The organism is Micromonospora sp. NPDC049081 (assembly GCF_040648835.1).
GTDB lineage: Bacteria > Actinomycetota > Actinomycetes > Mycobacteriales > Micromonosporaceae > Micromonospora > Micromonospora antibiotica.
In genome coordinates, this window is the sequence record NZ_JBEZEK010000001.1 from 840,424 (window position 1) to 861,715 (window position 21,292).

The window sequence follows — 21,292 nt, forward strand, 5'->3', positions numbered from 1 at the left end:
AGCGCCCATCCTATGGCCCGCCGACGTGGCTCCGCCGCGGTGTCCACCCACCGCCGGTCCGGCGCGACGGCGGCGGTCAGGCGACCCGGCGGCGGCGGGCGGGGCGGACGGTCTCGTGGGCCAGCACCTCCACCTCGAAGCCGGAGCGGGTGAGCACCTCGATGGCCCGGTGCTCGGCGGCACCCAGGCCGGCGGCCGGCGAGTCGGTGTCGAGCAGGGCCGTCACCAGGCAGCCGGCGCAGCCCGCGCCCCGGACCCGGCAACCGTCGCAGTCGATGAGCATCGTGCCTCCTGACGCAGTGCGGCGTCGGGCGGAAACCCTCGTCACCACCCGAGCACCGTCGGTCAGGTCGGACACTAACCATCGGGTACGACACAATCGGACAACCGGTGATCAACCAGGGTCGAACCGGTGGAGAGTGGCGTCGAAGCGTGCAGAACGTCACACGGAGCATCGGCGACTCCCCGGTGACGGACCGGGCTCGACGTGCAGCGGGGTCAGCCCCCGGCGGTGACCGCGGTGGCGGTGACCGTGCCGTCGGTCGCCGGGCCGCCCTGCACGGTGACGCTCTGCCCGGCCTTGAGGGCGCTCAACTTGCTGGCCTTGGCGGTGCGGACCGCGGTGGTGTCGGTGGTGCGCACGGTGAGCACGGTGCCGTCGGCGGTCTCCACGTAGAGCGTTGCGCCGTCGACCAACTTCACCGTGCCGCTGGTCGTCGCCGCAGCGGTCGCGCCACCGGGCTGACCTGCGCCGCCCGGCCCGACGCCGCTCTGGCCACGCCCGCCGGCACCGGGGAAGGCGGTGGGCACACCACCCGGGAACCCGGCCCGCCCCGACCCGGCGGTGATCGACTCCCCACCACCCCAGCGCTGCTGCACGTGAACCCCGGCCAGGAAGCCGGCCAGCACCAGCACCAGCACACCGAGCGCCAGGGTGGTCCGGTTCCACAGGCGGCGCGGTGCCGCTGCGGCGAGCGCGGCGGTCAGCTCGCGGTCCGGAACATCCGCCGGGGCCGGCGGCGGGTCGTCGACCCGGTCGAAGATGACGGTGTCGCTGCTGTCCATGTCGGTTCCTCGCATGTCGGCCTACTCGTAGCGCAGGGCGTCGATGGGGCGCAGCCGGGCCGCCCGGGCCGCCGGAAGACCGCCGAAGAACAGGCCGATCGCGACCGAGACCCCGAGGGCCAGCCCCACCGAACTGGGCACGATCACCGGGTGGACCCCGACGATGGTGAACCGGGCACCGATCAGGGCCGCCGCCACCCCGAGCGCCCCACCGAGCAGGCTCAGCAGGGTCGCCTCCACCAGGAACTGGGTCAGCACCGTACGCCGACGGGCACCCAGCGCCTTGCGGATGCCGATCTCCCGGGTCCGTTCGGTCACCGTCACCAACATGATGTTGGTGATGCCGATGCCACCGACCAGCAGGCTGATCGCGGCCACCGCGCCCAGCAGCACGGTGAAGGTGTCGGCCGTCTCGGACTGGGTCTGCAACAGCTGCGCGGCGTTCTGGATCCGGTACGGGGTGCCGCCCGAGGCCGACGTCGGCAGGCGCTGGGCGAGCACCGTGGAGATCTGCCCCTGCGCCGCCGACACGCGGGCCGGATCACCCGCCTCCACCAGGATCGAGCTCAGCGACCCGTACCCGGTGAGCACCTCGCGTACCGCCCGCAGTGGCGCGATCGCGGTGTCGTTGGCGTCCTGGAAGCCGGTCGAGGACTTCGCCGCCAACACCCCGACCACGGTGAACAGCGCGCCGCCCGCGGTGACCTGCCGACCCACCGGGTCCACCCCGGCGAACAGCTCGTCGGCCACGGTCCGGCCGAGGACCACCACCCGGCGGCCCTGCGCCTCGTCGTCGGCGCTGAACGCCGTGCCACTGGCCAGCGGCGAGTTCGACGCGGCGAACCAGCTCGGCCGGGTGCCCACGAACTGCGGCACCTCGTGGTCGGCCCCCTCGAAGGTCAGGATGGTGCTCGTGGTCGCCAGCGGGGAGACCGACCGTACGTCGGGCGCGAGCACCGGGTCGGCGAGCGCGTCGGCGACCTCGAGGGTCAGCCCGCCGCCGCTGCCGCCCCGGTTGGTGCCGGTGACGGTCAGCGTGTTGGTGCCCAGCGCCTCGATCCGGTCGTTGACCGCCTGGGCCGAGCCGTTGCCGACCGCGACCAGCAGGATCACCGCGGCGACACCGATCAGGATGCCGAGCATGGTCAGCGCCGAGCGCAGCTTGTTGGCGGCCACGCCGCGCAGCGCGAACCGGACGGTCTCGGTGAGGCTCACCGGCCCGCCCCCGGCACCGCGTGCCGCCCGCCCTGCCGGACGTCCGAGCGGACCTGACCGTCGAGCAGCCGGATCAGCCGCCCGGCGCGGGCACCCACCTCCGGCTCGTGGGTGATCAGCACGATCGTCCGCCCGGCCGCGTTGAGCTGGTCGAAGACGGCCAGGATGTCCTCGGTGGACGTGCTGTCGAGGTTGCCGGTCGGCTCGTCGGCGAGCACCAGGGCCGGCTCGGTGACCAGCGCCCGGGCCACCGCGACCCGCTGCTGCTGACCACCGGAGAGCTGGTTGGGCTGGTGGTCGGCGCGATCGGCCAGCCCCACCGCGTCCAGCGCGGCGAGCGCCCGCTGCCGCCGCCGGCCGGCCCGCACCCCGGCGTACGCCAGCGGCAGCTCGACGTTGGCCAGCGCACTGGTCCGGGGAATCAGGTTGAACGCCTGGAAGACGAAGCCGATGAGGCGGTTGCGGACCAGGGCGAGCTGACGGTCGGCGAGGCTGCCCACGTCCACCCCGTCCAGCAGGTACTGCCCGTCGGAGGGCACGTCGAGGCAGCCGAGGATGTTCATCAGGGTGGACTTGCCGGAACCGGAGGAGCCCATGATGGCCACGTAGTCACCGGCGTTGACGGCCAGCGAGACCCCGCGCAGGGCGTGCACGGCGGACGGGCCCTCGCCGTACACCTTGGTCAGCATCCGGACGTCCAGGACCGGCCGGCGCGCGGTTACCGGGGTCGTCACCGGGTTCCGTTCCCGCCCCGGGTGCCGCCGCCGGGGCCGGCACCCCCGCCGGGCAGGCCACCGCCCGGGAAGCCACCCCCGCCGGGAAGCCGACCGCCGCCGGGGATTCCGCCGTTGGTGCCGCCCGTGCCGGTGCTCTGCGGCAGCACCACCCGCTCCCCCTCGGTCAGCCCCGAGGTGACCTCGTACGCCTGGTCGCCGGTGAGACCCACGGTGACCCGCCGGCTCTCCTGCCCCGTCTCGGTGAGCACGGTGGCGGTGCGCCGGTCGCCGGTGCCGCTGATCGCCGCCGAGCTGACCGTGAGGACGTCCGCGGCGGTGCCGGTGACCACCGAGACCCGGACGGTCTGCCCCGGCCTGGCCTCGGCGGGCAGCTCGTCGACGCTGACCGTGACGCCGTAGGTGACCACGTTGTTGGTGGTGGTGGCCTGCGGGTCGATGGCGACGACCTGCCCGCCGGCCCGGGCTCCCGGCAGCGCGTTCCAGGTGATGGTGGCCGCCTGACCGTCCTTGAGCCGGGTCGCGTCCGCCTCGGCGAAGCCGGCGGTGACCTGGAGCTTCGTCAGGTCGGCCAGCTCGACGAACCCGGTGGCGGAGGTGGACCCGGAGCCGCCGGCACCCGTCGAACCGCTGCCACCCTGCTGCCCGGTCGAGCCACCGCCGGTGGCCGACTCGCCGGAGGAACTGCCCACGGTGCCGTTGACCGTGACGACCGTACCGGCCATCGGCGCGGTCAGCCGGGTGCCGGCCACCGCGGCCTCGGCCTCGGACACCGCCAACTCGGCCTGGGTGACCGAGGTCTGCGCCGACGAGGTGTCCGAACCGGCGTCCTCGGCGCGGTCCAGGGCGTCCTGCGCGGCGGTCAGGTCCGCCGTGGCCACGTCGAGGTCGCGTCGCGCGGCGGCCGGGTCGACGGTGGCCAGCAGTTGGCCCTTCTTCACCCGGTCGCCCACCCGCACCCGGACGGCGGTGACGGTGCCGGCGGTGGCGAAGCTGGCACTGGCCGTCGCGGCGCTGCGCACCGAGCCGTCGGCGGTGACGGTGGCGGTCACCGTGCCCCTGGACACACTGACGGTCCGGGTGCCGGTGGGCCGGGCGTCCGCCGCCGCGTCGCCGCGCACCGACAGCCACGCCCAGCAGCCGCCGCCGGCCAACAGCAGCACCAGGGCGGCGTTGACCGCGACGGGGGGCCGGCGCAGGACGGCCGGCAGGCGCACTCGCATGGCGGTCAGCTTCGCCGGCACGGCTGGGAGGAGCTTCGGCGCAAGCTCAGAGCTGGCTCGGAATCGACGCCGCCGGGTCGTCGTCCGGCGAGGTCGGCGGCGGAGGTACGGCGGGCAGCAGCACCCGGAAGGTCGTCCCCGCGCCCGGACCGGTGTCCAGCTCGATCCAGCCGCCGTGTGCGTGCACGATCGACGCGGCGATGGACAGCCCCAGACCGGATCCGCCCCCGCTGGCCCGGCCCCGGCTCGGGTCGGCCCGGTACAGCCGCTCGAAGACCCGACCGGCGTGCCCGGCGGGGATGCCCGGCCCGTCGTCGTGCACCTCCAGCACGGCGAATCCGTCCGCGTCCGACGCGGGCACCGGCCCCGAGCGGACGACCGGCCCGGCCGGCGGGGTGGCGAGCCGGCCGACGCGGACGGTGACCCGGACCGTCGGCCCGGTGTGCTGCACCGCGTTGCCGACCAGGTTCGCGGCGACCTGGCGCAGCCGGTGCTCGTCGCCGAGCACGGTCGGTGTCTCGAAGGTCGGGTCGTGCTCGGCGAGGGTGCTCAGCCGTACGGGCCGGCCCGGCGTCCGGGCGTGCGCGTCGCGGATGGTGTCGGCGGCGATCCCCAGCAGATCCACCGGACGCCGCGCGGGGGTGCGCTGCCGGTCCAGTCGGGCGAGCAGGAGCAGGTCCTCCACCAGTACACCCATCCGGGCCGCCTCGCTCTCGATCCGGCCCATCGTCTCGTCCAGCGCGGCACCGGGTGGGGCACCCCCGCGCCGGTACAGCTCGGCGAAGCCGCGGATCGAGGTCAGCGGCGTCCGCAGCTCGTGCGACGCGTCCGCGACGAACTGCCGCAGCCGGCGTTCGGAGGCGGCGCGGGCGCTCATCTCGGTGCCGATCCGGTCCAGCATCAGGTTGACCGCGGCCCCGAGCCGACCGGGCTCGGTGTGCGGGTCGGTGTCGTCCACCCGGTGTGTCAGGTCGCCGCCGGTGATGCCGGCGACGACCTGTTCCATCCGGGTCAGTGGGCGCAGCCCGAGCCGTACCACCGAAGCGGCCAGCAGCCCGAGGCCGAGCAGCACCCCGCCGGTGACCGCGACGTCGATGAGCAGCAGCCGGTCGGCGGTCCGGCTCACCTCGGCCAACGAGGCACCGACCACCACGACCGCGCCGGTTCCGTCCGCCGGCACCGCGAACAGCCGCCAGTCGGCACCGCCGTGACCACCCGCAACGGTGTACGGCCGCCCGGTGCGGGCCCGCGCGGTCACCTCGGCCAGCGTGCCCGGGTCCGGTGCCGTCTCGCTGGGGGTGCTGCTGTGCGTGGCGTCGCGGGTGCCGTCGGCGCGGTAGAACAGCACGAGTTGGTCCGGCCCGAGCCGGGCGAGCCGTCCGGCCGGCGCACCCGCCGACCCGCTGCCCGCCGACCCGCTGCCCGGTGACCCGCTGGCCGGGCGGGGCTCGCCGGTGAACGGGCGGACCTGTCCGGCGAGTCGCTCGTCGACCCGGTCCACCAGATAGCTACGCAGCAGCAGCAGGCCGGCGGTGTTCGCCCCGAGCAGGGCCAGCGTGGCGAGCGCCCCGACGACCAGGACCAGCCGGGACCGCAGCGTCCAGTGCGACCAGGGGCGCACCCGGGCCGGCCGCCTCACTCGTTGCCGCGCGGCAGCCGCAGGGTGTAGCCCACACCGCGCACCGTGTGGATCAACGGTGGATCAGAACGGTCGACCTTGCGCCGCAGGTAGTAGACGTACGACTCGACGATCCGCCCGTCGCCCCCGAAGTCGTAGTTCCAGACCTGCTCCAGGATCTGCGCCTTGCTCACCACCCGACCGGCGTTGATCAGCAGGTAGCGCAGCAGCCGGAACTCGGTGGGCGACAGGTCGACCGGCCGCCCGGCCCGGCGTACCTCGTGGGCGTCGTCGTCCAGCTCCAGGTCGGCGTAGCGCAGCAGCCGGCTGCCCGGGGTCGGCGGCAGCTCCGCCCGGGTACGCCGCAGGATCGCCCGGATCCGCAGCACCACCTCCTCCAGGCTGAAGGGCTTGGCCACGTAGTCGTCCGCACCGGCCACCAACCCGGCGACCCGGTCCTCGACGGTGTCCCGGGCGGTCAGGAAGAGCACCGGCACCGGCCGGCCGGCGGCACGCAGCCGCCGGGCCACCTCGAAGCCGTCCAGGTCGGGCAGCATCACGTCGAGGATCACCAGGTCCGGGGCGAACTCCTCCACACCGGCCAGCGCGGCCCGCCCGGATCCCGCCACCCGCACGTCGTACGCGACCAGCCGCAGGGTGGCGGCCAGCAGGGTGCAGATGTTCGTCTCGTCGTCGACCACCAGCAGGCGGGCACGGGCGGGTTCGCCCCCGACGCTCGGGGTGGGGCCGGCCGTGGGCGGCCGGAGGATGTCGGTGTGCACCCGAACTGCGTACCGGACGAGCCTCCACGCCGGCTGTGCCGGACCTGTGCGCCGGCTGTCACCAGGAGCGCCGCACCAGTTCACCGGCGTCGATCCCGGAGGTGATCTCGGTGTACCGGCCGCCGCGCAGCCCGACGGTGACGGTGCGGGCCGGCCCACCGTCCGCCGGCAGCACCCGGCCGGTACGGTCGGCCCCGTCGTGCACGGCGGTGGACGGCACACGCAACGCGTCCTGCACCGCACCGGTCTGCACCGTCACGGCGGCGCTCTGCCCGACCAGCAGGTCCTCCGGGGCGGTGGTGAAGGACAACACGACGCCGTAGCGGACCATCGTGCCGTCGGTGGTGCCGACCGGGTCGACCTGCACCACGCTCGCCTCGAACGGCTGCTCCGGCCGGCCGGCAAGGGCGAGTGTCGCGCTCTGCCCGACCGCGAGCGCCCCGGCGTCGGCCTCCGGGAACTTCGCCACCACCTGCATGGCGTACGTGTCGGCCAGGGTGATGAAGGTGCTGTCCCGGTTCACCCGGCTGCCCACCGGCCCGGCCACGGAGAGCACGGTGCCGGCCATCGGCGCGCTGATGGTGGCACCGTCGAGGGCTTCCTGCGCCTGCGTGAGGGCGGCCTCGGCCCGGTTGACCCGGCGTTGGGCGGCCAGGATCGGGTCGGTGCCCCGGGCGGCGTCTCCGGCGTCCGCGCCGCAGTTCGCGCCACCGCCCCCGGGGGCCGGTGCCGGGGCCGCGCCCGGTCCACCGGTGGTGGTCGGCATAGGGCCACCGGGCGTACGGCTCGGCGAGGCCGAGCCCGCGGTGGGTCGGGGCGTTGGACTGCTGCCGGTGGTGGGCGTGCCGGTGGTCGGCGTCGCCCCGGTCGTGCCGGTGGGCTCCGGCGAGCGCCAGAGCACCGGTCGTGCCCCGGAGCCGGACCCGGAGCCGGTGGGGCAGTTCGGTGCCGGGTCGTCGGCCGCGTCCCATGCCGTGGTCAACGCGTCCCGCGCCTCGGCCAGCTCGGTCCTGGCATCCTGGACGGTGTCCGCCACGTCGGCCAGGTCGGCCTCAGCGAGCGCCGCGAGCCGCTGGCCGACCGTGACCACGCTGCCCGGCCGCACGTCGACCGTCTGCACCGTGCCGGCGACGGTGAAGCTGAGGCTGCGGGTGGTGGCCGGCTGGACGGTGCCCGAGGTGGCCACCTCGACGACCACCGGCCCCCGGTCGACGGCCACCGTCACCGGTCGGGTCGGCGCGTCCGAGGTGTCCGCCGTCCAGGCGCGTACGCCGGCCGCGCCGAGCAGCAGCAGGCCGGCGGCACCGGCCGCCCACCACCGGGTCCGCCGGGTACGCCAGCGTCGTCTCAGACCGATCCCCATGGTCGGGCAGTCTGCGCAGTCCGCCTCGCGGTCGGCTCGACCGCACCTCAGAGTTCGCTCGGAACCGCGCGCCGACCCGGTGGCCCGCCCGGCCGCAGCGCGGGAAACCGGTGGGCAGGTGCCCGGGTCGCGCTCCGAGGGAACTCCGAGCCGGGTCCGAGCCGCCGACGAGGTACGACCGGTTCGCTGAACAGCTACCGGATGAAGCCTGAGGAGTCCCCGTGCCGTTGACCAAGAGGTGCCGTCGGTTGGCGACCGTGATGACCGCCGCCGCCTCGGCCGCGTTGCTGCTGGCCGCCTGCGGTGGTGGGTCCGACGACGACGGGCCGGGGGACGCGGGTGGGACCGGGAACTCCTTCGCGGCCTACCAGGAGTGCCTACGGAACAACGGCGTGGCGCTGCCGACGATGGACCCGTCACGTCGCCCCCGGGGCGCACGCCCGTCCGGCTTGCCGTCGGGCTTCCCGACCGACCGCCCGACCGCCCGTCCGTCCGGCTTCCCGACCGGCAGCGCCGACCCGTCGCGGCGCGCGGGGCGCGGCTTCCCGGGCGGCGGCCGACCCGAGGGGGTCGACGAACAGACCTGGCAGAAGGCGCAGCAGGCGTGTGCGTCGGTGCAGCCCAGCGGCCGGCCGGGCGGCCCCGGCGCATCCGGCGCACCGGGCGCACGGCCGGGTGGACCGGGCGACGGGCGGTCCACCGCCTACCGCACCTGCCTCAGTGACCGGGGCCAGGATCCGGACCGGCTCGTCGCCAGCGACCCGAAGACCCGGGAGGCGTTGGCCGCCTGCGCGGTGCTCAGCCCGTCCCCGACGACCTGACCACCGCCGCGCACCGCGGCGGTGCCGCTGCCGGTCGGCACGGGACCGCCGCGATCCGCCCGGCTCAGGAGCGGGCCAGCCGGCGCAGCAGCGAGTCGGCCCCCAGCGGGTACGCCCCGTGCCGGCGTACCCCGTCGGCGACCTCCCGGTCGGAGGAGACCACCACCACCGGGCGGCCGGGCGGTTCGGCCCGGACCAGCCGGCGGATCAGCTCGTCGGCGGTTTCGCCCTTGCGGGAGAAGAGCACCCGCACCCCGCGCGGGGTGGGCGGCAGCCCGTGCATCCGTTCCGCCCCGTCGAAGACCACGGTCACCTCGTCACCGGTCTGCGCGGCGATCCCGCCCAGCCCGGTGATCAGCCGTTTGCGCTGCTGTTCCAGGGACATCTCGCCGAATCCGCGCTTGGTGACGTTGTAGCCGTCGACGACCAGGTGGGCGCGGGGCAGGGCGAGGAGTTGGTCCAGTCGGGCCGGGTCGTCGGTGTCCCGGGCGCGGGCGGCCGGCCCGCCCTGGGTGGTGACCGGGGTGTCGGTGAAGGCGTCGGCCACGAAGTCGGCGGGGAGCTTGTCCACCGGGTCCAGGGCCAGCTCCCGGCGTAGCCCCACGGCTGCCTGACCGATCGTCTCCAGCAGCAGCCACAGCCGGGCGTCGTCGACCGAGCGGGCCTCCTTGGCGCTGGCCTTGGCCACCCCCGCCGCCGCCTCGGCCTCGGCCAGCCGGGCCCGCGCGCGGCGCAGCTCGGCGTCGGTGTCGGCGGCGGCCCGGGTGGCCCGGCCGCGTTCGGTGGCGAGCAGCTCGTTGGCCCGGCGTTCCCGGGCCTGGGTCTCCCGCAGGCTGCGCTGGAGCTGGCGGCTCTCCTCCCGGAGCTGGCCCAGCTCCTCGCGGACCCGGGCCAGCTCGTCGCGGAGCTTGTCCGCCTCCACCCGGGCCACCGCCCGGTCGTGCTCGGCGCGGGTGGCCCGCTGCTCGGCCTCGCGGACCAGCTCGGCGACGACGGCACTGTCCGCCTCGGCGCGGACCGCCGCGCCGCTGGTGTCGATCAGCTCCCGCCAGCCCCGGGGACGGACCAGGTAGGCCAGGGCGGCCACCTCGACCGGGTCGGCGGCGGCCGGCGCGGTGCCCTCGACGACGGCCGCGCCGAGGTCACCGGCGTCGGCCAGCACCCGGGCGGTGACCCGCTGCCGGAACAGCGGGTCGGCGGTGAGCTGGGCGGCGATGACGGAACCACCGAGCCGGGCCCGGCGGTTCGGGGCGAACTTCGCCACCCGGCGCAGCGGCACCGGCACCTCGTCGGCGGGCAGACCGGGCAGGACGGCGGCGGTGAGGGCCACGATCCGCTGCCGGACCGGCTCGGGCAGGACGGGCTCCGGCTCCGGCAGCCCGGCCCCGGGCTCACCGTCGTCGGATTCGTCGGGCGTGGGCAGGACCGGCTCCGGCTCGGGCAGGCCGGGCTCGGACTCCGGCTCGGGCAGGGTGGGTCCGGGCTCGGGTGCCCCCGCACCCAGGTCCCCGCCGGCCTCGGGCACGGCGGCGGACGACCCCTCCTCCGGGAGGTGGTCGTCGTACGGCTCGGTGAGGGGCATGGGGCAAGTCTCCCACCGCGACCGGGCCCACCGCCGGTTGAGTGAGCCGATCTCTCATCCTATGCCGGCCGGGGCCCCTGGGGCTGCGGTGACGCGAGTGTCGCACCGAACGGTTAGCCTGCCGCCCGTGGCACCTGGGGAGTACGTCCAGCAGACCCTGGCCGGTCTGGACCAGTCGGCCGGCGGCGTCGATCCGGCCCTGCCGCTGTACGCGACGACGTTCGTGGTGGTCGACCTGGAGACCACCGGCGGCTCACCCGACGGCGGGGGCATCACCGAGATCGGCGCGGTCAAGGTGCGGGGCGGCGAGGAGCTCGGGGTGCTCGCCACCCTGGTCAACCCGGGGGTGCCGATCCCCCCGTTCATCACCGTGCTGACCGGCATCACCCAGGCCATGCTGATCCCCGCCCCGCCGATCGAGGAGGTCCTGCCGAGCTTCCTGGAGTTCGTCGCCGACGCGGTGCTGGTGGCCCACAACGCGCCGTACGACGTGGGTTTCCTCAAGGCCGCCTGCGCGAAGCACGGCTACCGCTGGCCCAACCCCCGGGTGCTGGACACGGCGGCCCTGGCCCGCCGGGTGCTCAGCCGCGACGAGGTGCCCAACCGCAAGCTGGGCACCCTGGCCGCCTACTTCCGCACCGCCACCCAGCCCACCCACCGGGCGCTCGACGACGCCAAGGCGACGGTGGACGTGCTGCACGGGCTGATCGCCCGGCTCGGCGGGCACCGGGTCGACACGGTCGGCGACGCGATCGAGTTCGCCCGCGCGGTCACCCCCACCCAGCGGCGCAAGCGGCACCTCGCCGACGGGCTGCCCAAGGCGCCCGGGGTCTACATCTTCCGGGCCGCCGACGACCGGCCGCTCTACGTCGGCACCTCCGGGGACATCGCCACCCGGGTGCGCAGCTACTTCACCGCCGCCGAGAAGCGGGCCCGGATGTCGGAGATGCTGGCCGCCGCCGAGCGGGTGGAGGCGGTCGAGTGCGCCCACCCGCTGGAGGCGGAGGTACGCGAGCTGCGCCTGATCGCCGCGCACGCGCCGCCGTACAACCGGCGGTCGAAGTATCCGGAACGGATGGTGTGGCTCAAGCTCACCGGCGGGCCGTACCCCCGGTTGTCGGTGGTGCGCGGCCTGGCCCCCGGTGACACCGCCTACCTGGGTCCGTTCCGCTCCACCCGGGCCGCCGAGCTGGCCGCCGCCGGGTTCCACGACGCGGTGCCGCTGCGCCAGTGCACGCACCGGCTGTCGCTGCGCACGGTCACACCGGCCTGCGCGCTGGCCGAGCTGGGTCGCTGCCCGGCACCCTGCGAGCACCGGATCACCCCGCAGGAGTACGACGACCGCGCCGTCGCGCCGTTCCGGGCCGCCACCACCAGTGACCCGCAGGTGGTGGTGGACGCCCTGCTGGCCCGGATCGAGGCGCTGTCGACGGCGCAGCGCTACGAGGAGGCGGCGGTGGTGCGGTCCCGGCTGGCGGCGGTGCTGCGGGCCGCCGTCCGGATGCAGCGGCTGGCCGCGTTGACCCGGATCGCCGAGGTGGCCGCCGCCCGACCCGCCGCCGGGGGTGGCTGGGAGCTGGCGCTGGTCCGGTACGGGCGGCTCGCCGGTGCCGGGGTTTCCCCGCCGGGTGTCCATCCGCGACCGACGATCACCGCGATCCGGGCCACCGCCGAGACGGTGGAACCGGGTGGGCACGGGCCGGTGCCCCGGGCCACCGCCGAGGAGACCGAGCGGATCCTGTCCTGGTTGGAACGACCGGAGACCCGGCTGGTGGAGATGACGTCCGTTTGGTCGTCCCCGGTGGCCGGCGCGGGGCGGTTCCGTGACCTGCTGGTCAAGGCCGAGGGCGGCGGGTCCCACCAACTCTCGACCGAACGCCCATGAGCAAGTGACCGATCGGACGACCTCGCCTCGCTTAGTCTGTTAAGGGAGTGCAGTCCTGCCCGTTTCGTGGGCCTGCTTCCGGTTGCCGGTGACGGTGACCGTGGAGCCGGGGTGAGGAGGTGTCCCACGTGGACGTCGACGCCGGACACGGCGCCGCCCTGGGGGGTGCGCTCCCGGCCCAGCCGGGTGAGTTGCCCCTGGCCCGGCGGCTCCGGTCCCTGTTGAGTTGGCCGGCCAACGACGCCGACCCGGTGACCCAGCTCGTCCGTACCCACCGCGGCATCCACTCCAGCGCGGACGCCTCGGTGCTGCGCCGGGCGTACACGATCGCCGAGAACATGCACCGCGGTCAGTTCCGCAAGAGCGGCGAGCCCTACATCACCCACCCGCTGGCGGTCGCCCAGATCTGTGCCGACCTCGGGATGGACACCACCACCCTGGTCGCGGCGCTGCTGCACGACACGGTGGAGGACACCCGCTACACCCTCCAGGCGCTCAGCGAGGACTTCGGCCACGAGGTGGCGCACCTGGTCGACGGGGTGACCAAGTTCGACAAGGCGTTCTACGGCAAGGCCGCCGAGGCGGAGACGATCCGCAAGATGATCATCGCGGCCGGCAAGGACGTCCGGGTGCTGATCATCAAGCTGGCCGACCGGCTGCACAACATGCGTACCCTCGGGGTCCGCTCGGCCGCCTCCCGGGAGCGGATCGCCCGCAAGACCCAGGAGGTCCTGGTCCCGCTCTGCGACCGGCTCGGCATCCAGACCCTCAAGCGTGACCTGGACGACGTGGTGCTGCTGCACCTGGAGCCCGACGAGCACGCCCGGCTGGCCCGGCACGTGCACGACCGGCCCGGCTGGGACGCCTACCTCGACGACGTGGTGGCCCAGGCCAAGGTGGCGCTGCGCCGCAGCCGGGTGGACGCCGAGGTGAGCGTCCGCCCCCGGCACCTCTACTCGATCTGGAAGGACACCGTGGCCGGCGGGCACGCCCAGCCGTACGACCTGCCCCGGATCGTGATCGTGGTCGACGGCCCGGCCACCGACTGTTACGCCGCCCTCGGTGCGGTGCACGGCCGCTGGCGGCCGGTCTCCGGCCGGTTCAAGGACTTCATCGCCTCCCCCAAGAACAACCTCTACCGCTCCCTGCACACCAGCGTCTGCGGCCCGCAGAACCGCACCGTCGAGGTACTGATCCGCACCCGGGAGATGCACCGTTGCGCCGAGTACGGCGTGGCCGCCGACTTCCGCTTCCCCCGCGCCGCCACCGGGGCCAGCAACACCGACCAGCTCTCCTGGCTGCGCCGGGTGCTCGACTGGGAGCAGGAGGCCCCCGACCCGGCCCAGTTCCTCCAGTCGCTGCGGTGCGACCTGGCCGAGGCGCAGATCCAGGTGGTCGCCGACGGCCGGCAGGTGGTGCTCCCGGCCGGGGCCACCCCGATCGACCTGGCCTACGAGCTGGGCACCGAGCGGGGCGACCACTGCCTCGCCGCGCGGATCAACGGCCGGCTCGCCCCACTGGCGTCCGAACTGGACGAGGGCGACGTGGTGGAGATCTACTCGGAGAGCAGCGTCGCGAGCGGCTTCGAGGCGGACGTCGCACCCCGGGGCCCCCGCCGCGAGTGGCTCGACTTCGTCAAGTCCCCGCACGCGCAGATGCAGATCAGCCGCTGGTTCACCGAGCACGTCGAGCCGGGCATCTCCATCGCCGACAAGGTCCGCCTCGGCCGGGCCACCATCGGCCTGGCGCTGCGTACGCACAACCGGGGGCTGGCCAGTGACCTGCCGTTGCTGCGGCTGTCGGAGGAACTCGGCTACCCCGACCTGGAGACCCTGTTGGTCGCGGTCTTCGACCGGGCGGTCGAACCGGACACCGTGGTCCGTCAGCTCATCGACCTGGTCGACCATCGACAGTGAGTCCCTGGCCGGGTGACCGGTCGCCCCGCACCCCACGGCAGCACGCCGACGGCCTAGCCTGGAGCGATGATCCTCCGTTCCCGCGCCACCGGCCGGGCCGTGGCGTACAAGGTCTTCTACCGGCTGCCGGTCTCGGTGCGGCGTCGCCTGGTCCGGCTCGCCGGGCCGAAGTACGTCGTCGGCGCGGTGACCCTGGTCCGGGACAGCGGGGCCGACGGCGCCGGCCGCCTGCTGCTGCTGCGCCAACCCCCCGGGCACAGTTGGACGCTGCCCGCCGGCCTGCTCCAACGCGGTGAGACCCCGGTCGTCGGCGCGGCCCGCGAACTGCACGAGGAGTCCGGGGTCCGGCTCGCCCCGGAGCAGCTCCGCCCGGCCGTGCCGAACGCCGTGGTGCACACCCGCGGTTGGGTGGACATGGTCTTCGAGGCGGAGGTGCCCGCCGCCACCACCACCCTGGCCGTCGACGGCGCGGAGGTCTTCGAGGCCGCCTGGCATCCGCTGGACGACCTGCCCCGGCTGAGCCGGGCCACCGCCAACCTGCTCGGCCACTACGGCATCGGGCCGCAGGCCGGCCAGCCGACGACGTGACCGCCCCGGACGGCCTGTGCGCGGTGGTGCTCGCCGCCGGTGAGGGCACCCGGCTGCGCCCGTTGACCGCCCGGGTGCCCAAGGCGCTCTGCCCGGTCGGCAACGTGCCGCTGCTGGACCGGGCCCTGCACCGGCTCGCCGGGCTGGGCCTGACCGGGCCCCGGCGGGTGGCGGTGAACGCCTGTTACCTGGCCGACCAGGTGGTGGCGCACGTCGGCGACCGGGCGCACCTGTCGGTGGAGCCGGGTGACCCGTTGGGCACCGCCGGTGGCCTGGGCAACCTGCGGGACTGGATCGCCGGCCGGGGGGTGCTGGTCGGCAACGCCGACGCCTACCTGGCCGATCCGGGGGCCGCCCCCGGCCCCGACATCGCGGCGCTGCTGGCCGGGTGGGATTTCCACTCCGTACGACTGCTGGGTCGGCCGGCACCCGACCCGCGCGCCCCCGGCACCTTCGACGGGCACGTCTTCACCGGCTTCTCCCTGCTGCCCTGGCACCGGGTGCGCGAGCTGCCGGCCAGCTTCGGTGACCTGGTCCGTACGGTGTGGCGGCCGGCGGAGGCGGTCGGCGAGCTGACCGTGGTGCCGTACCCGGGCACGTTCCTCGACACCGGCACGCCCGCCGACTACCTGGCGGCCAACCTGCACGCCGCCGGCGACGGCGCGCTGGTCGCCCCGACCGCCACCGTCACCGGTCGGGTCCGGCACGCGGTGGTCGGCGCGGGCGCGGTGGTACGCGGCGACGTGGAGCGCGTGGTGGTCTGGCCCGGCGCGACGGTCGGCCCGGACGAACGGCTCCGCGACGCGATCCGGGCCGACGGCGCGCTCACCGTCGCCGCCCCATCCGGCGGACGTTGATCACCGGTGTCAGAATCACCAGCATGCAGCCCTCCGCGCCCCGGATCCCCCTGTCGGTCGGCTACCGGTCGAGCCGTACCGGTCGGGTCGTCTCGTTGCTGGTGCTGGGTGTCATCCTGACTGTCGGTTGCGGTTGTGTCGGCGCCTTCATCGGCACCGGCATCAACGCGGCCGGCGGCAACGACACCTCGGGCAGCGCGGCGGTGCCGGCGATCGCCGCGCTGGTGTCGGCCGGGCTGGTCCTGCTCCTCGTCGGCCTGCTGGTGACCAGCATCGTGCGCAGCGGCGCCTGGTTGGAGGGCAGCCGGCTCACCGTGGTCGGGCTCACCACGAAGAGCGTCGACCTGCGGGCCGCCCGGTCGGTGTCGCTGCACGCGGCGGCCGTCGCGCAGACCGGCGTCTCCAGTGACGGTTCGCTGGTCGCCACCGGCGCGGTCACCCGCACCCCGGTGCTCACCGTCACCGCCGACTCCGGCACCGTCAAGCTGGGGCTGCGCAGCAGGGAGAGCCTGCTCATCCCGCCGCCCGAGATGTACGCCCTGGCCGCCGCGCTGGACACCGCCCGCTGCCCCGGGGCGGCGGAGGCGGCCGCCTGGCTGCGCGCCATGGCCGCCGACCCGCGCACCATGCTGCTCTGACCGGCAGCCGGGTCCACCGGAGGGCAGCCCGCGGGCGGCGAGGGCGGCACTAGCATGGTCGACGACACCAGGCCGGCGTCGCGCCCGGCACGACGAACGGAGAAGCGTCCAGTGATCACCGCGATCGTCCTGATCGACTGCGCCACCGACTCGATCCCCGAGGTGGCCGAGAACCTGGCCAACCTGCCCGGTGTCAGCGAGGTCTACTCGGTGGCCGGGCACGTCGACCTGATCGCCATCGTCCGGGTCCGGGAGTTCGAGCAGATCGCCCAGGTCATCGCCGGCAGCATCTCCAAGGTGCCCGGGGTGCTCAACACCGAGTCGCACATCGCCTTCCGCGCGTACTCCCAGCACGACCTGGAGGAGGCGTTCGCGATCGGCCTGGCCAGCGCCGACTGACCGACGCCCGGACAGACGACGGTGGCCGGCCCCTGGGGACCGGCCACCATCAGGTGGTACGAGACGTCAGCTGTTGTCCGGAACGGGCGTCTCGGTGGTGCCGCCCGGTTCCGGCGACTCCGTGCCGCCGCCCGGGGTCGGGGACCCGGTCGTGCCACCCGGTGCCGGCGTACCGCTGCCACCCGGGCTCGCGGTGCCGCTGGCGCTGGTCTGCGGGACCGGGATGCCCAACTCCTGGGCCAGGGCCACCAGCGCGTCGTAGTGCGCCTGCAACACCGGCAGGGCGTCCTGCGCCAACTGGACCACCGACTGCTCGGAGCCCTGCGAGATCTCGGTCTGGGTGGCCTGGATGGCCTGCACGTGACCGGCCAGCTCAGCGGTCACCCAGGCCTTGTCGAACGCGGCGCCCTTGAGGCCGTTGAGCTTGTCGATCACCTTCTGCTGATCGGCTGTCGGCGCGTTCGGCAGGGTCACGTTCAGCTGCTGCGCGGTGCTCTGCACCGTCTGGTCGAGCTGGGTGTGATCCGTGACGAACTGCTGCCCCAACTGCTTGACCTGCTCGTTCTGCCCCTTCTTCTGGGCCAGGTTCCCGGTGACGATCTCCGCCAGGTTGACCTGGTGCACCGCCTGCAGGTACTGGGTGTCCTGCGCCGACGGTTGCGCGGCGGCCTGCGCGGCAGCCGCGGGTGCCAGGCCGACCACCGCCAGCGTGGCCAGCAGTCCCAGGCGTTTGATACCCAACATGTTCCCTCCCCGTTTTCGGTGGACCGCACGGATACCCGACTGGCGAGGGTTAATCCTGGCTTTCCACCCGTTGGGGTCCGACCGCGCCGGCCCGCCGGCCGGAAAACGGACACCGCATCGCACGCCCCCACCGGACCGCAGCGGAAACGGACGAGGCGGGCCGGGGATACGGACGAGGCGCCCGCCGGAATCCTCCGGCGGGCGCCTCGGTCGAGTGGTACGGGCAGGTCAGCGGCGGGAATCTCCGCTGCCGATCTCCTCCCGCTCCGGGCGGGGTTCCACCGGCGGGTGCCCCGGCGAGACCGGTGCCTCGACCGGCTTCTCGATCGGGTAGAAGAAGCCCCGGATCGCCGGGCCGAGCGCCCCGAGCCGGTTCATCTTCTTCGGCACCACCCAGCCGACGTAGTCCAACTCGCCGTGCCCGTGGCCGTCACCGGCGCTGAGCGGCTGGTGGACCTCCTCGAACCGGCCGTCGGGCAGGCGGCGGATGATGCCGGTCTCCACGCCGTGGGCCAGCACCTCCCGGTCGTGCTGCTGGAGCCCGAGGCAGATCCGGTAGGTGACGTAGTACGCCACCGGCGGGACGATCAGCAGGCCGATCCGGCCCGCCCAGGTCATCGCGTTCAGGCTGATGTGGAACTTGTCGGCGATCACGTCGTTCGCGCCGGAGAGGGTCAGCACGATGTAGAAGGCGACGGCCATCGCGCCCACCGCGGTCCGGGCCGGGACGTCCCGGGGCCGCTGGAGCAGGTTGTGGTGCCGGTAGTCCTTGAGCTGCCGGGCCTCCACGAACGGATAGAGCGTGGAGAGGCCGACCAGGATGCCGGGCAGGACGACCGTCGGCCAGAACAGCGGCGGAATGACGTACCCGTTGCCGATCGGGATGTTGATCTCCCAGGCCGGCATCAGTCGGGTCGAGCCGTCGAGGAACATGACGTACCAGTCGGGCTGGCTGGCGGCCGAGACCACCCACGCCTCGTACGGGCCGAAGTACCAGATCGGGTTGATCTGGAACAGGCCGCCCATCAGCGCGATCACGCCGAAGACGACCATGAAGAAGCCGCCCTGCTTGAGCGCGTAGCGGGGGAACATCCGCTCGCCGACCACGTTGTCGTTGGTCCGGCCGGGGCCGGGCCACTGGGTGTGCTTCTGCTTGAACACCAGGCCCAGGTGGGCGCTGATCAACGCGACCAGCAGACCCGGGATGAGCAGCACGTGGGCGATGAAGAACCGGCTGATGATGATCTCACCGGGGAACTCGCCACCGAAGATCGACGAGGTGACCCAGGAGCCGACAACCGGGATCGACAGCATGATGCCGGAGGCGATCCGCAGGCCGGTGCCGGACAGGCCGTCGTCCGGCAGCGAGTAGCCGGAGAAACCGGCGAGGAAGCCGACCCAGAACAGCAGCGACCCGATGATCCAGTTGGTCTCCCGCGGCTTGCGGAACGCGCCGGTGAAGAAGACCCGCATCATGTGCACCACGATCGCGGCCATGAACAGCAGCGCGGACCAGTGGTGCATCTGCCGCATGATCAGGCCACCCCGGACATCGAACGAGATGTCCAGGCTGGAGGCGTACGCGGCGGACATCGGGGTGCCCCGCAGCGGGGCGTAACTGCCGTTGTAGACCACCTCGGTCATCGCCGGCTCGTAGAAGAAGGTCAGGAAGACGCCGGTCAGCAGCAGCACGACGAACGAGAAGAGCGCGATCTCGCCGAGCAGGAACGACCAGTGGTCCGGGAAGACCTTGTTGAGCAGCTTGCGCAACGGGGTGGCGACCTGGAAGCGGTCGTCCACTCCCCCGGCGGCCTTGCCCGGCACCGCTGCTACGTCAAACTTTCGGCGCTTCATGGCCGCTCCCAGAAGTCGGGGCCGACGGTTTCGGTGTAGTCGGACTTCGCCACGAAGAAGCCTTCCTCGTCCACCTCGATCGGCAGCTGGGGCAGCCGCCGGCTCGCCGGGCCGAAGACCGGGCGGGCGTTGTCGGTGATCAGGAACTGGCTCTGGTGACACGGGCAGAGCAGCCGGTTGGTCTGCTGCTCGTACAGGCTCGCCGGGCAGCCGGCGTGCGTGCAGATCTTGGAGTACGCCGCGTAGTTGCCCCACATGTAGTCACCGTGACCGACCCGCGAGTTGGCCTGCCGGGACTTCTCCGCGTCGGACTCCCGCAGGTGGATCAGCAGCGTCGGCGAGTCGGCGTGCTTGTTGCTCACGCCGTGCTCGATGCCGGGGAAGACGGTCAGCTGACCACCGGTGCTGACGTCGGCGGGCCGGATCGGCCGGCCGTCCTCGCGGACCAGCCGGATCTTCTTGCCGTCGGCCGGCGCGAACCCGGTGGTGAACATCTGGTTGTTCTTGTGCGGGTTGGAGATCAGGCCACCGACCAGCGGGGCCGCCGCGACCGCACCGACCGGCAGCAGGCCGGCGACCAGCGAGACACCGAGCAGCGGACGACGCCGTACCCCCATCTCGTCGGCGAGGTAGAGCATCGTCTCGCCGGTGATCTTCCGGTCCTCCGCCGACCCGGGACCGTCGTGCCGGTCCTGGATCGAGACCTCCTTGGGCAGCAGCTTCTTGCCCCAGGTGAGGATGCCGAAGCCGATGCCGAGCAGGGCGACACCCAGGGTGAGGCCGAGCAGCGGGGTGTACCACTTGTCACCACCGCGGCCCGGCTCGTACTCCCAGGGCCACCAGATGTAGACGACCAGGAACGCGGTGGCGGCCAGGCCGGTGAGCAGGAACATCGCGGCGACCGTACGGGTCAGCCGGCGCTCGGCCTTGCTGCCCGGGACGACCTGCTCCTCGTAGTGGACGATCTCGATGTCGTCCCGGCGGGCGCCCTCGGTGACGATGTCGAACCGGGAGAGCCGGGGGTCGTGGACGTCGAGCGGCTCCCGACCCTGCGGGGCGTGCTGCTCGGTCTGGGTGCTCATGCCGTCACCTCGCTACGGGCGGTGCCGGCGCACGGCACCACGGCAATGCTGTTGACGATCCGCTCGGTCACGACTTGCCCGCAATCCACAGGCTCGCGAAGACCAGCGCGACGATGCCCACCAGGAAGATCGCCAGACCCTCGGTGGACGGGCCGTACCGGCCGAGGTTGAAGCCACCCTGGTCCTGGTCGGCCTTCAGGGACTCCTGGATGTAGGCGATGATGTCCGCCTTCTGCTCCGGGGTGATCTGGTTGTCGCCGAACACCGGCATGTTCTGCGGGCCGCTGAGCATCGCGGCGTAGATCTGCGCGTCGCTGGCCGGGGCGAGGCTCGGGGCGTACTTGCCCGAGGAGAGCGCGCCGCCGCCGCCACCGAAGGCGTGGCACTGCGAGCAGTTGATCCGGAACAGCTCGCCGCCGGTGGCGAGGTTGGCGCCCTCGCGGAGGTTGCCCTGCGGGACCTGCGGGCCGCCGCCGAGCTCCTGGATGTACTGGCCGAGCTGGCGGACCTGCTCGTCGGTGAAGACCGGCGGCTTGCGCATGGCCTGCGCCTCCTGCCGGGCCATCGGCATCCGACCGCTGCTGACCTGGAACTCCACCGAGGCGGAGCCGACACCGATCAGGCTCGGGCCACGACCCTCGACGCCCTGGGCGTTGCGGCCGTGGCAGGTCACGCAGCTCACGTCGAACAGCGCCCGACCCTCGGCTGCGGCACCGGTCAGCGGCGGGTTTTCCTGCGCCTGCACGCCGGGGGCGAAGACGGTGTAGGCGCCGCCGGCCAGCGTCAACGCGGCGATCAGCCGGAACGCCGCGCCCAGCCGGCGGCGGCCCCTGCTGCGCGCCGCGGGCCGCCCGCGCAGGCGCGCGAGCAGACCGCGTCGGCGGTCGTTGTCAGAAGTCATGACCTGTGTCCTTAACCGGTTGGAC

The 21,292-nt window shown here is 73.8% G+C and carries 20 protein-coding genes; 7 read left to right on the forward strand and 13 right to left on the reverse strand.

Going from position 1 to position 21,292, the window contains the following annotated elements:
• Positions 1-76: 76 nt before the first annotated feature.
• The 8 genes from AB0B63_RS03160 to AB0B63_RS03195 form a co-directional block, all read right to left on the reverse strand.
• Positions 77-283: a hypothetical protein gene (locus tag AB0B63_RS03160; protein ID WP_357014184.1), complete on the reverse strand. Its 207-nt coding sequence runs from the start codon at positions 281-283 to the stop codon at positions 77-79.
• Positions 284-498: 215 nt separating this feature from the next.
• A complete protein-coding gene (locus tag AB0B63_RS03165; RefSeq protein WP_357014186.1) occupies positions 499-1,065 on the reverse strand; it encodes a hypothetical protein in 567 nt (188 codons plus the stop codon).
• Between the two features lie 21 nt (positions 1,066-1,086).
• Positions 1,087-2,280: an ABC transporter permease gene (locus AB0B63_RS03170; protein WP_357014188.1), complete on the reverse strand. Its 1,194-nt coding sequence runs from the start codon at positions 2,278-2,280 to the stop codon at positions 1,087-1,089.
• Positions 2,277-2,969: an ABC transporter ATP-binding protein gene (locus tag AB0B63_RS03175; protein WP_357014404.1), complete on the reverse strand. Its 693-nt coding sequence runs from the start codon at positions 2,967-2,969 to the stop codon at positions 2,277-2,279. Before AB0B63_RS03175 ends, AB0B63_RS03170 begins: the two co-directional genes overlap by 4 nt.
• Before the next feature lie 41 nt (positions 2,970-3,010).
• Positions 3,011-4,237 carry a biotin/lipoyl-binding protein gene (locus AB0B63_RS03180; protein WP_357014190.1) on the reverse strand — a complete coding sequence of 409 codons (1,227 nt, stop codon included), beginning with the start codon at positions 4,235-4,237 and terminating at the stop codon, positions 3,011-3,013.
• A gap of 46 nt (positions 4,238-4,283) precedes the next feature.
• The gene (locus AB0B63_RS03185) at positions 4,284-5,858 is read right to left on the reverse strand and encodes a HAMP domain-containing sensor histidine kinase (protein ID WP_357014192.1); all 1,575 of its coding nucleotides are present in this window, start codon (positions 5,856-5,858) and stop codon (positions 4,284-4,286) included.
• Between the two features lie 14 nt (positions 5,859-5,872).
• On the reverse strand, positions 5,873-6,562 hold the full coding sequence (locus AB0B63_RS03190; protein ID WP_357014406.1) for a response regulator transcription factor: 690 nt from the start codon (positions 6,560-6,562) through the stop codon (positions 5,873-5,875).
• 133 nt (positions 6,563-6,695) lie between these two features.
• Positions 6,696-8,000, reverse strand: coding sequence for an efflux RND transporter periplasmic adaptor subunit (locus AB0B63_RS03195; RefSeq protein WP_357014194.1), 1,305 nt, complete (start codon positions 7,998-8,000; stop codon positions 6,696-6,698).
• A gap of 257 nt (positions 8,001-8,257) precedes the next feature.
• Here AB0B63_RS03195 and AB0B63_RS03200 point away from each other — a divergent pair, with 257 nt between their 5' ends.
• Positions 8,258-8,821, forward strand: coding sequence for a hypothetical protein (locus AB0B63_RS03200; protein WP_357014409.1), 564 nt, complete (start codon positions 8,258-8,260; stop codon positions 8,819-8,821).
• 64 nt (positions 8,822-8,885) lie between these two features.
• On the opposite strand, the gene AB0B63_RS03205 is transcribed toward AB0B63_RS03200, so the two are convergent.
• Complete coding sequence (locus tag AB0B63_RS03205; RefSeq protein WP_357014196.1) at positions 8,886-10,403, reverse strand: NYN domain-containing protein; 1,518 nt, start codon at positions 10,401-10,403, stop codon at positions 8,886-8,888.
• Between the two features lie 127 nt (positions 10,404-10,530).
• Here AB0B63_RS03205 and AB0B63_RS03210 point away from each other — a divergent pair, with 127 nt between their 5' ends.
• From AB0B63_RS03210 to AB0B63_RS03235, 6 genes are all read left to right on the forward strand, one after another.
• Complete coding sequence (locus tag AB0B63_RS03210; RefSeq protein WP_357014198.1) at positions 10,531-12,288, forward strand: DEDD exonuclease domain-containing protein; 1,758 nt, start codon at positions 10,531-10,533, stop codon at positions 12,286-12,288.
• 128 nt (positions 12,289-12,416) lie between these two features.
• The gene (locus tag AB0B63_RS03215; protein ID WP_208568810.1) at positions 12,417-14,204 is read left to right on the forward strand and encodes an HD domain-containing protein; all 1,788 of its coding nucleotides are present in this window, start codon (positions 12,417-12,419) and stop codon (positions 14,202-14,204) included.
• Positions 14,205-14,270: 66 nt separating this feature from the next.
• Complete coding sequence (locus AB0B63_RS03220; RefSeq protein ID WP_208568712.1) at positions 14,271-14,792, forward strand: NUDIX domain-containing protein; 522 nt, start codon at positions 14,271-14,273, stop codon at positions 14,790-14,792.
• Positions 14,789-15,649 carry a sugar phosphate nucleotidyltransferase gene (locus tag AB0B63_RS03225; RefSeq protein WP_357014201.1) on the forward strand — a complete coding sequence of 287 codons (861 nt, stop codon included), beginning with the start codon at positions 14,789-14,791 and terminating at the stop codon, positions 15,647-15,649. The genes AB0B63_RS03220 and AB0B63_RS03225 overlap by 4 nt, the downstream gene beginning before the upstream one ends.
• Positions 15,650-15,672: 23 nt before the next feature.
• Positions 15,673-16,287 carry a hypothetical protein gene (locus AB0B63_RS03230; RefSeq protein WP_357014203.1) on the forward strand — a complete coding sequence of 205 codons (615 nt, stop codon included), beginning with the start codon at positions 15,673-15,675 and terminating at the stop codon, positions 16,285-16,287.
• Positions 16,288-16,398: 111 nt separating this feature from the next.
• Positions 16,399-16,686 (forward strand): Lrp/AsnC ligand binding domain-containing protein, encoded by a 288-nt coding sequence (locus AB0B63_RS03235; RefSeq protein ID WP_208568715.1) that lies wholly within the window; start codon positions 16,399-16,401, stop codon positions 16,684-16,686.
• A 66-nt stretch (positions 16,687-16,752) separates the two neighbouring features.
• Here AB0B63_RS03235 and AB0B63_RS03240 read toward each other — a convergent pair whose 3' ends face one another.
• From AB0B63_RS03240 to AB0B63_RS03255, 4 genes are all read right to left on the reverse strand, one after another.
• Positions 16,753-17,430: a DUF4142 domain-containing protein gene (locus AB0B63_RS03240; RefSeq protein ID WP_357014205.1), complete on the reverse strand. Its 678-nt coding sequence runs from the start codon at positions 17,428-17,430 to the stop codon at positions 16,753-16,755.
• A gap of 228 nt (positions 17,431-17,658) precedes the next feature.
• Entirely contained in the window at positions 17,659-19,284 is a 1,626-nt protein-coding gene (locus tag AB0B63_RS03245) for a cytochrome bc complex cytochrome b subunit (protein WP_357014207.1), read from the reverse strand.
• The gene (locus tag AB0B63_RS03250; RefSeq protein WP_208568718.1) at positions 19,281-20,366 is read right to left on the reverse strand and encodes a Rieske 2Fe-2S domain-containing protein; all 1,086 of its coding nucleotides are present in this window, start codon (positions 20,364-20,366) and stop codon (positions 19,281-19,283) included. The genes AB0B63_RS03245 and AB0B63_RS03250 overlap by 4 nt, the downstream gene beginning before the upstream one ends.
• Before the next feature lie 67 nt (positions 20,367-20,433).
• Positions 20,434-21,267, reverse strand: a complete 834-nt coding sequence (locus tag AB0B63_RS03255; RefSeq protein WP_208568719.1) for a cytochrome c — start codon at positions 21,265-21,267, stop codon at positions 20,434-20,436.
• Positions 21,268-21,292 lie beyond the last annotated feature (25 nt).

What these genes read in the sequence shown, in the direction of transcription:
- AB0B63_RS03160 (WP_357014184.1), bottom strand. Translation starts at nt 283, where the DNA reads ATGCTCATCGACTGCGACGGTTGCCGGGTCCGGGGCGCGGGCTGCGCC.
- AB0B63_RS03165 (WP_357014186.1), bottom strand. Translation starts at nt 1,065, where the DNA reads ATGGACAGCAGCGACACCGTCATCTTCGACCGGGTCGACGACCCGCCG.
- AB0B63_RS03175 (WP_357014404.1), bottom strand. Translation starts at nt 2,969, where the DNA reads ATGCTGACCAAGGTGTACGGCGAGGGCCCGTCCGCCGTGCACGCCCTG.
- AB0B63_RS03180 (WP_357014190.1), bottom strand. Translation starts at nt 4,237, where the DNA reads ATGCGAGTGCGCCTGCCGGCCGTCCTGCGCCGGCCCCCCGTCGCGGTC.
- AB0B63_RS03195 (WP_357014194.1), bottom strand. Translation starts at nt 8,000, where the DNA reads ATGGGGATCGGTCTGAGACGACGCTGGCGTACCCGGCGGACCCGGTGG.
- AB0B63_RS03205 (WP_357014196.1), bottom strand. Translation starts at nt 10,403, where the DNA reads ATGCCCCTCACCGAGCCGTACGACGACCACCTCCCGGAGGAGGGGTCG.
- AB0B63_RS03220 (WP_208568712.1), top strand. Translation starts at nt 14,271, where the DNA reads ATGATCCTCCGTTCCCGCGCCACCGGCCGGGCCGTGGCGTACAAGGTC.
- AB0B63_RS03230 (WP_357014203.1), top strand. Translation starts at nt 15,673, where the DNA reads ATGCAGCCCTCCGCGCCCCGGATCCCCCTGTCGGTCGGCTACCGGTCG.
- AB0B63_RS03240 (WP_357014205.1), bottom strand. Translation starts at nt 17,430, where the DNA reads ATGTTGGGTATCAAACGCCTGGGACTGCTGGCCACGCTGGCGGTGGTC.
- AB0B63_RS03245 (WP_357014207.1), bottom strand. Translation starts at nt 19,284, where the DNA reads ATGAAGCGCCGAAAGTTTGACGTAGCAGCGGTGCCGGGCAAGGCCGCC.
- AB0B63_RS03250 (WP_208568718.1), bottom strand. Translation starts at nt 20,366, where the DNA reads ATGAGCACCCAGACCGAGCAGCACGCCCCGCAGGGTCGGGAGCCGCTC.
- AB0B63_RS03255 (WP_208568719.1), bottom strand. Translation starts at nt 21,267, where the DNA reads ATGACTTCTGACAACGACCGCCGACGCGGTCTGCTCGCGCGCCTGCGC.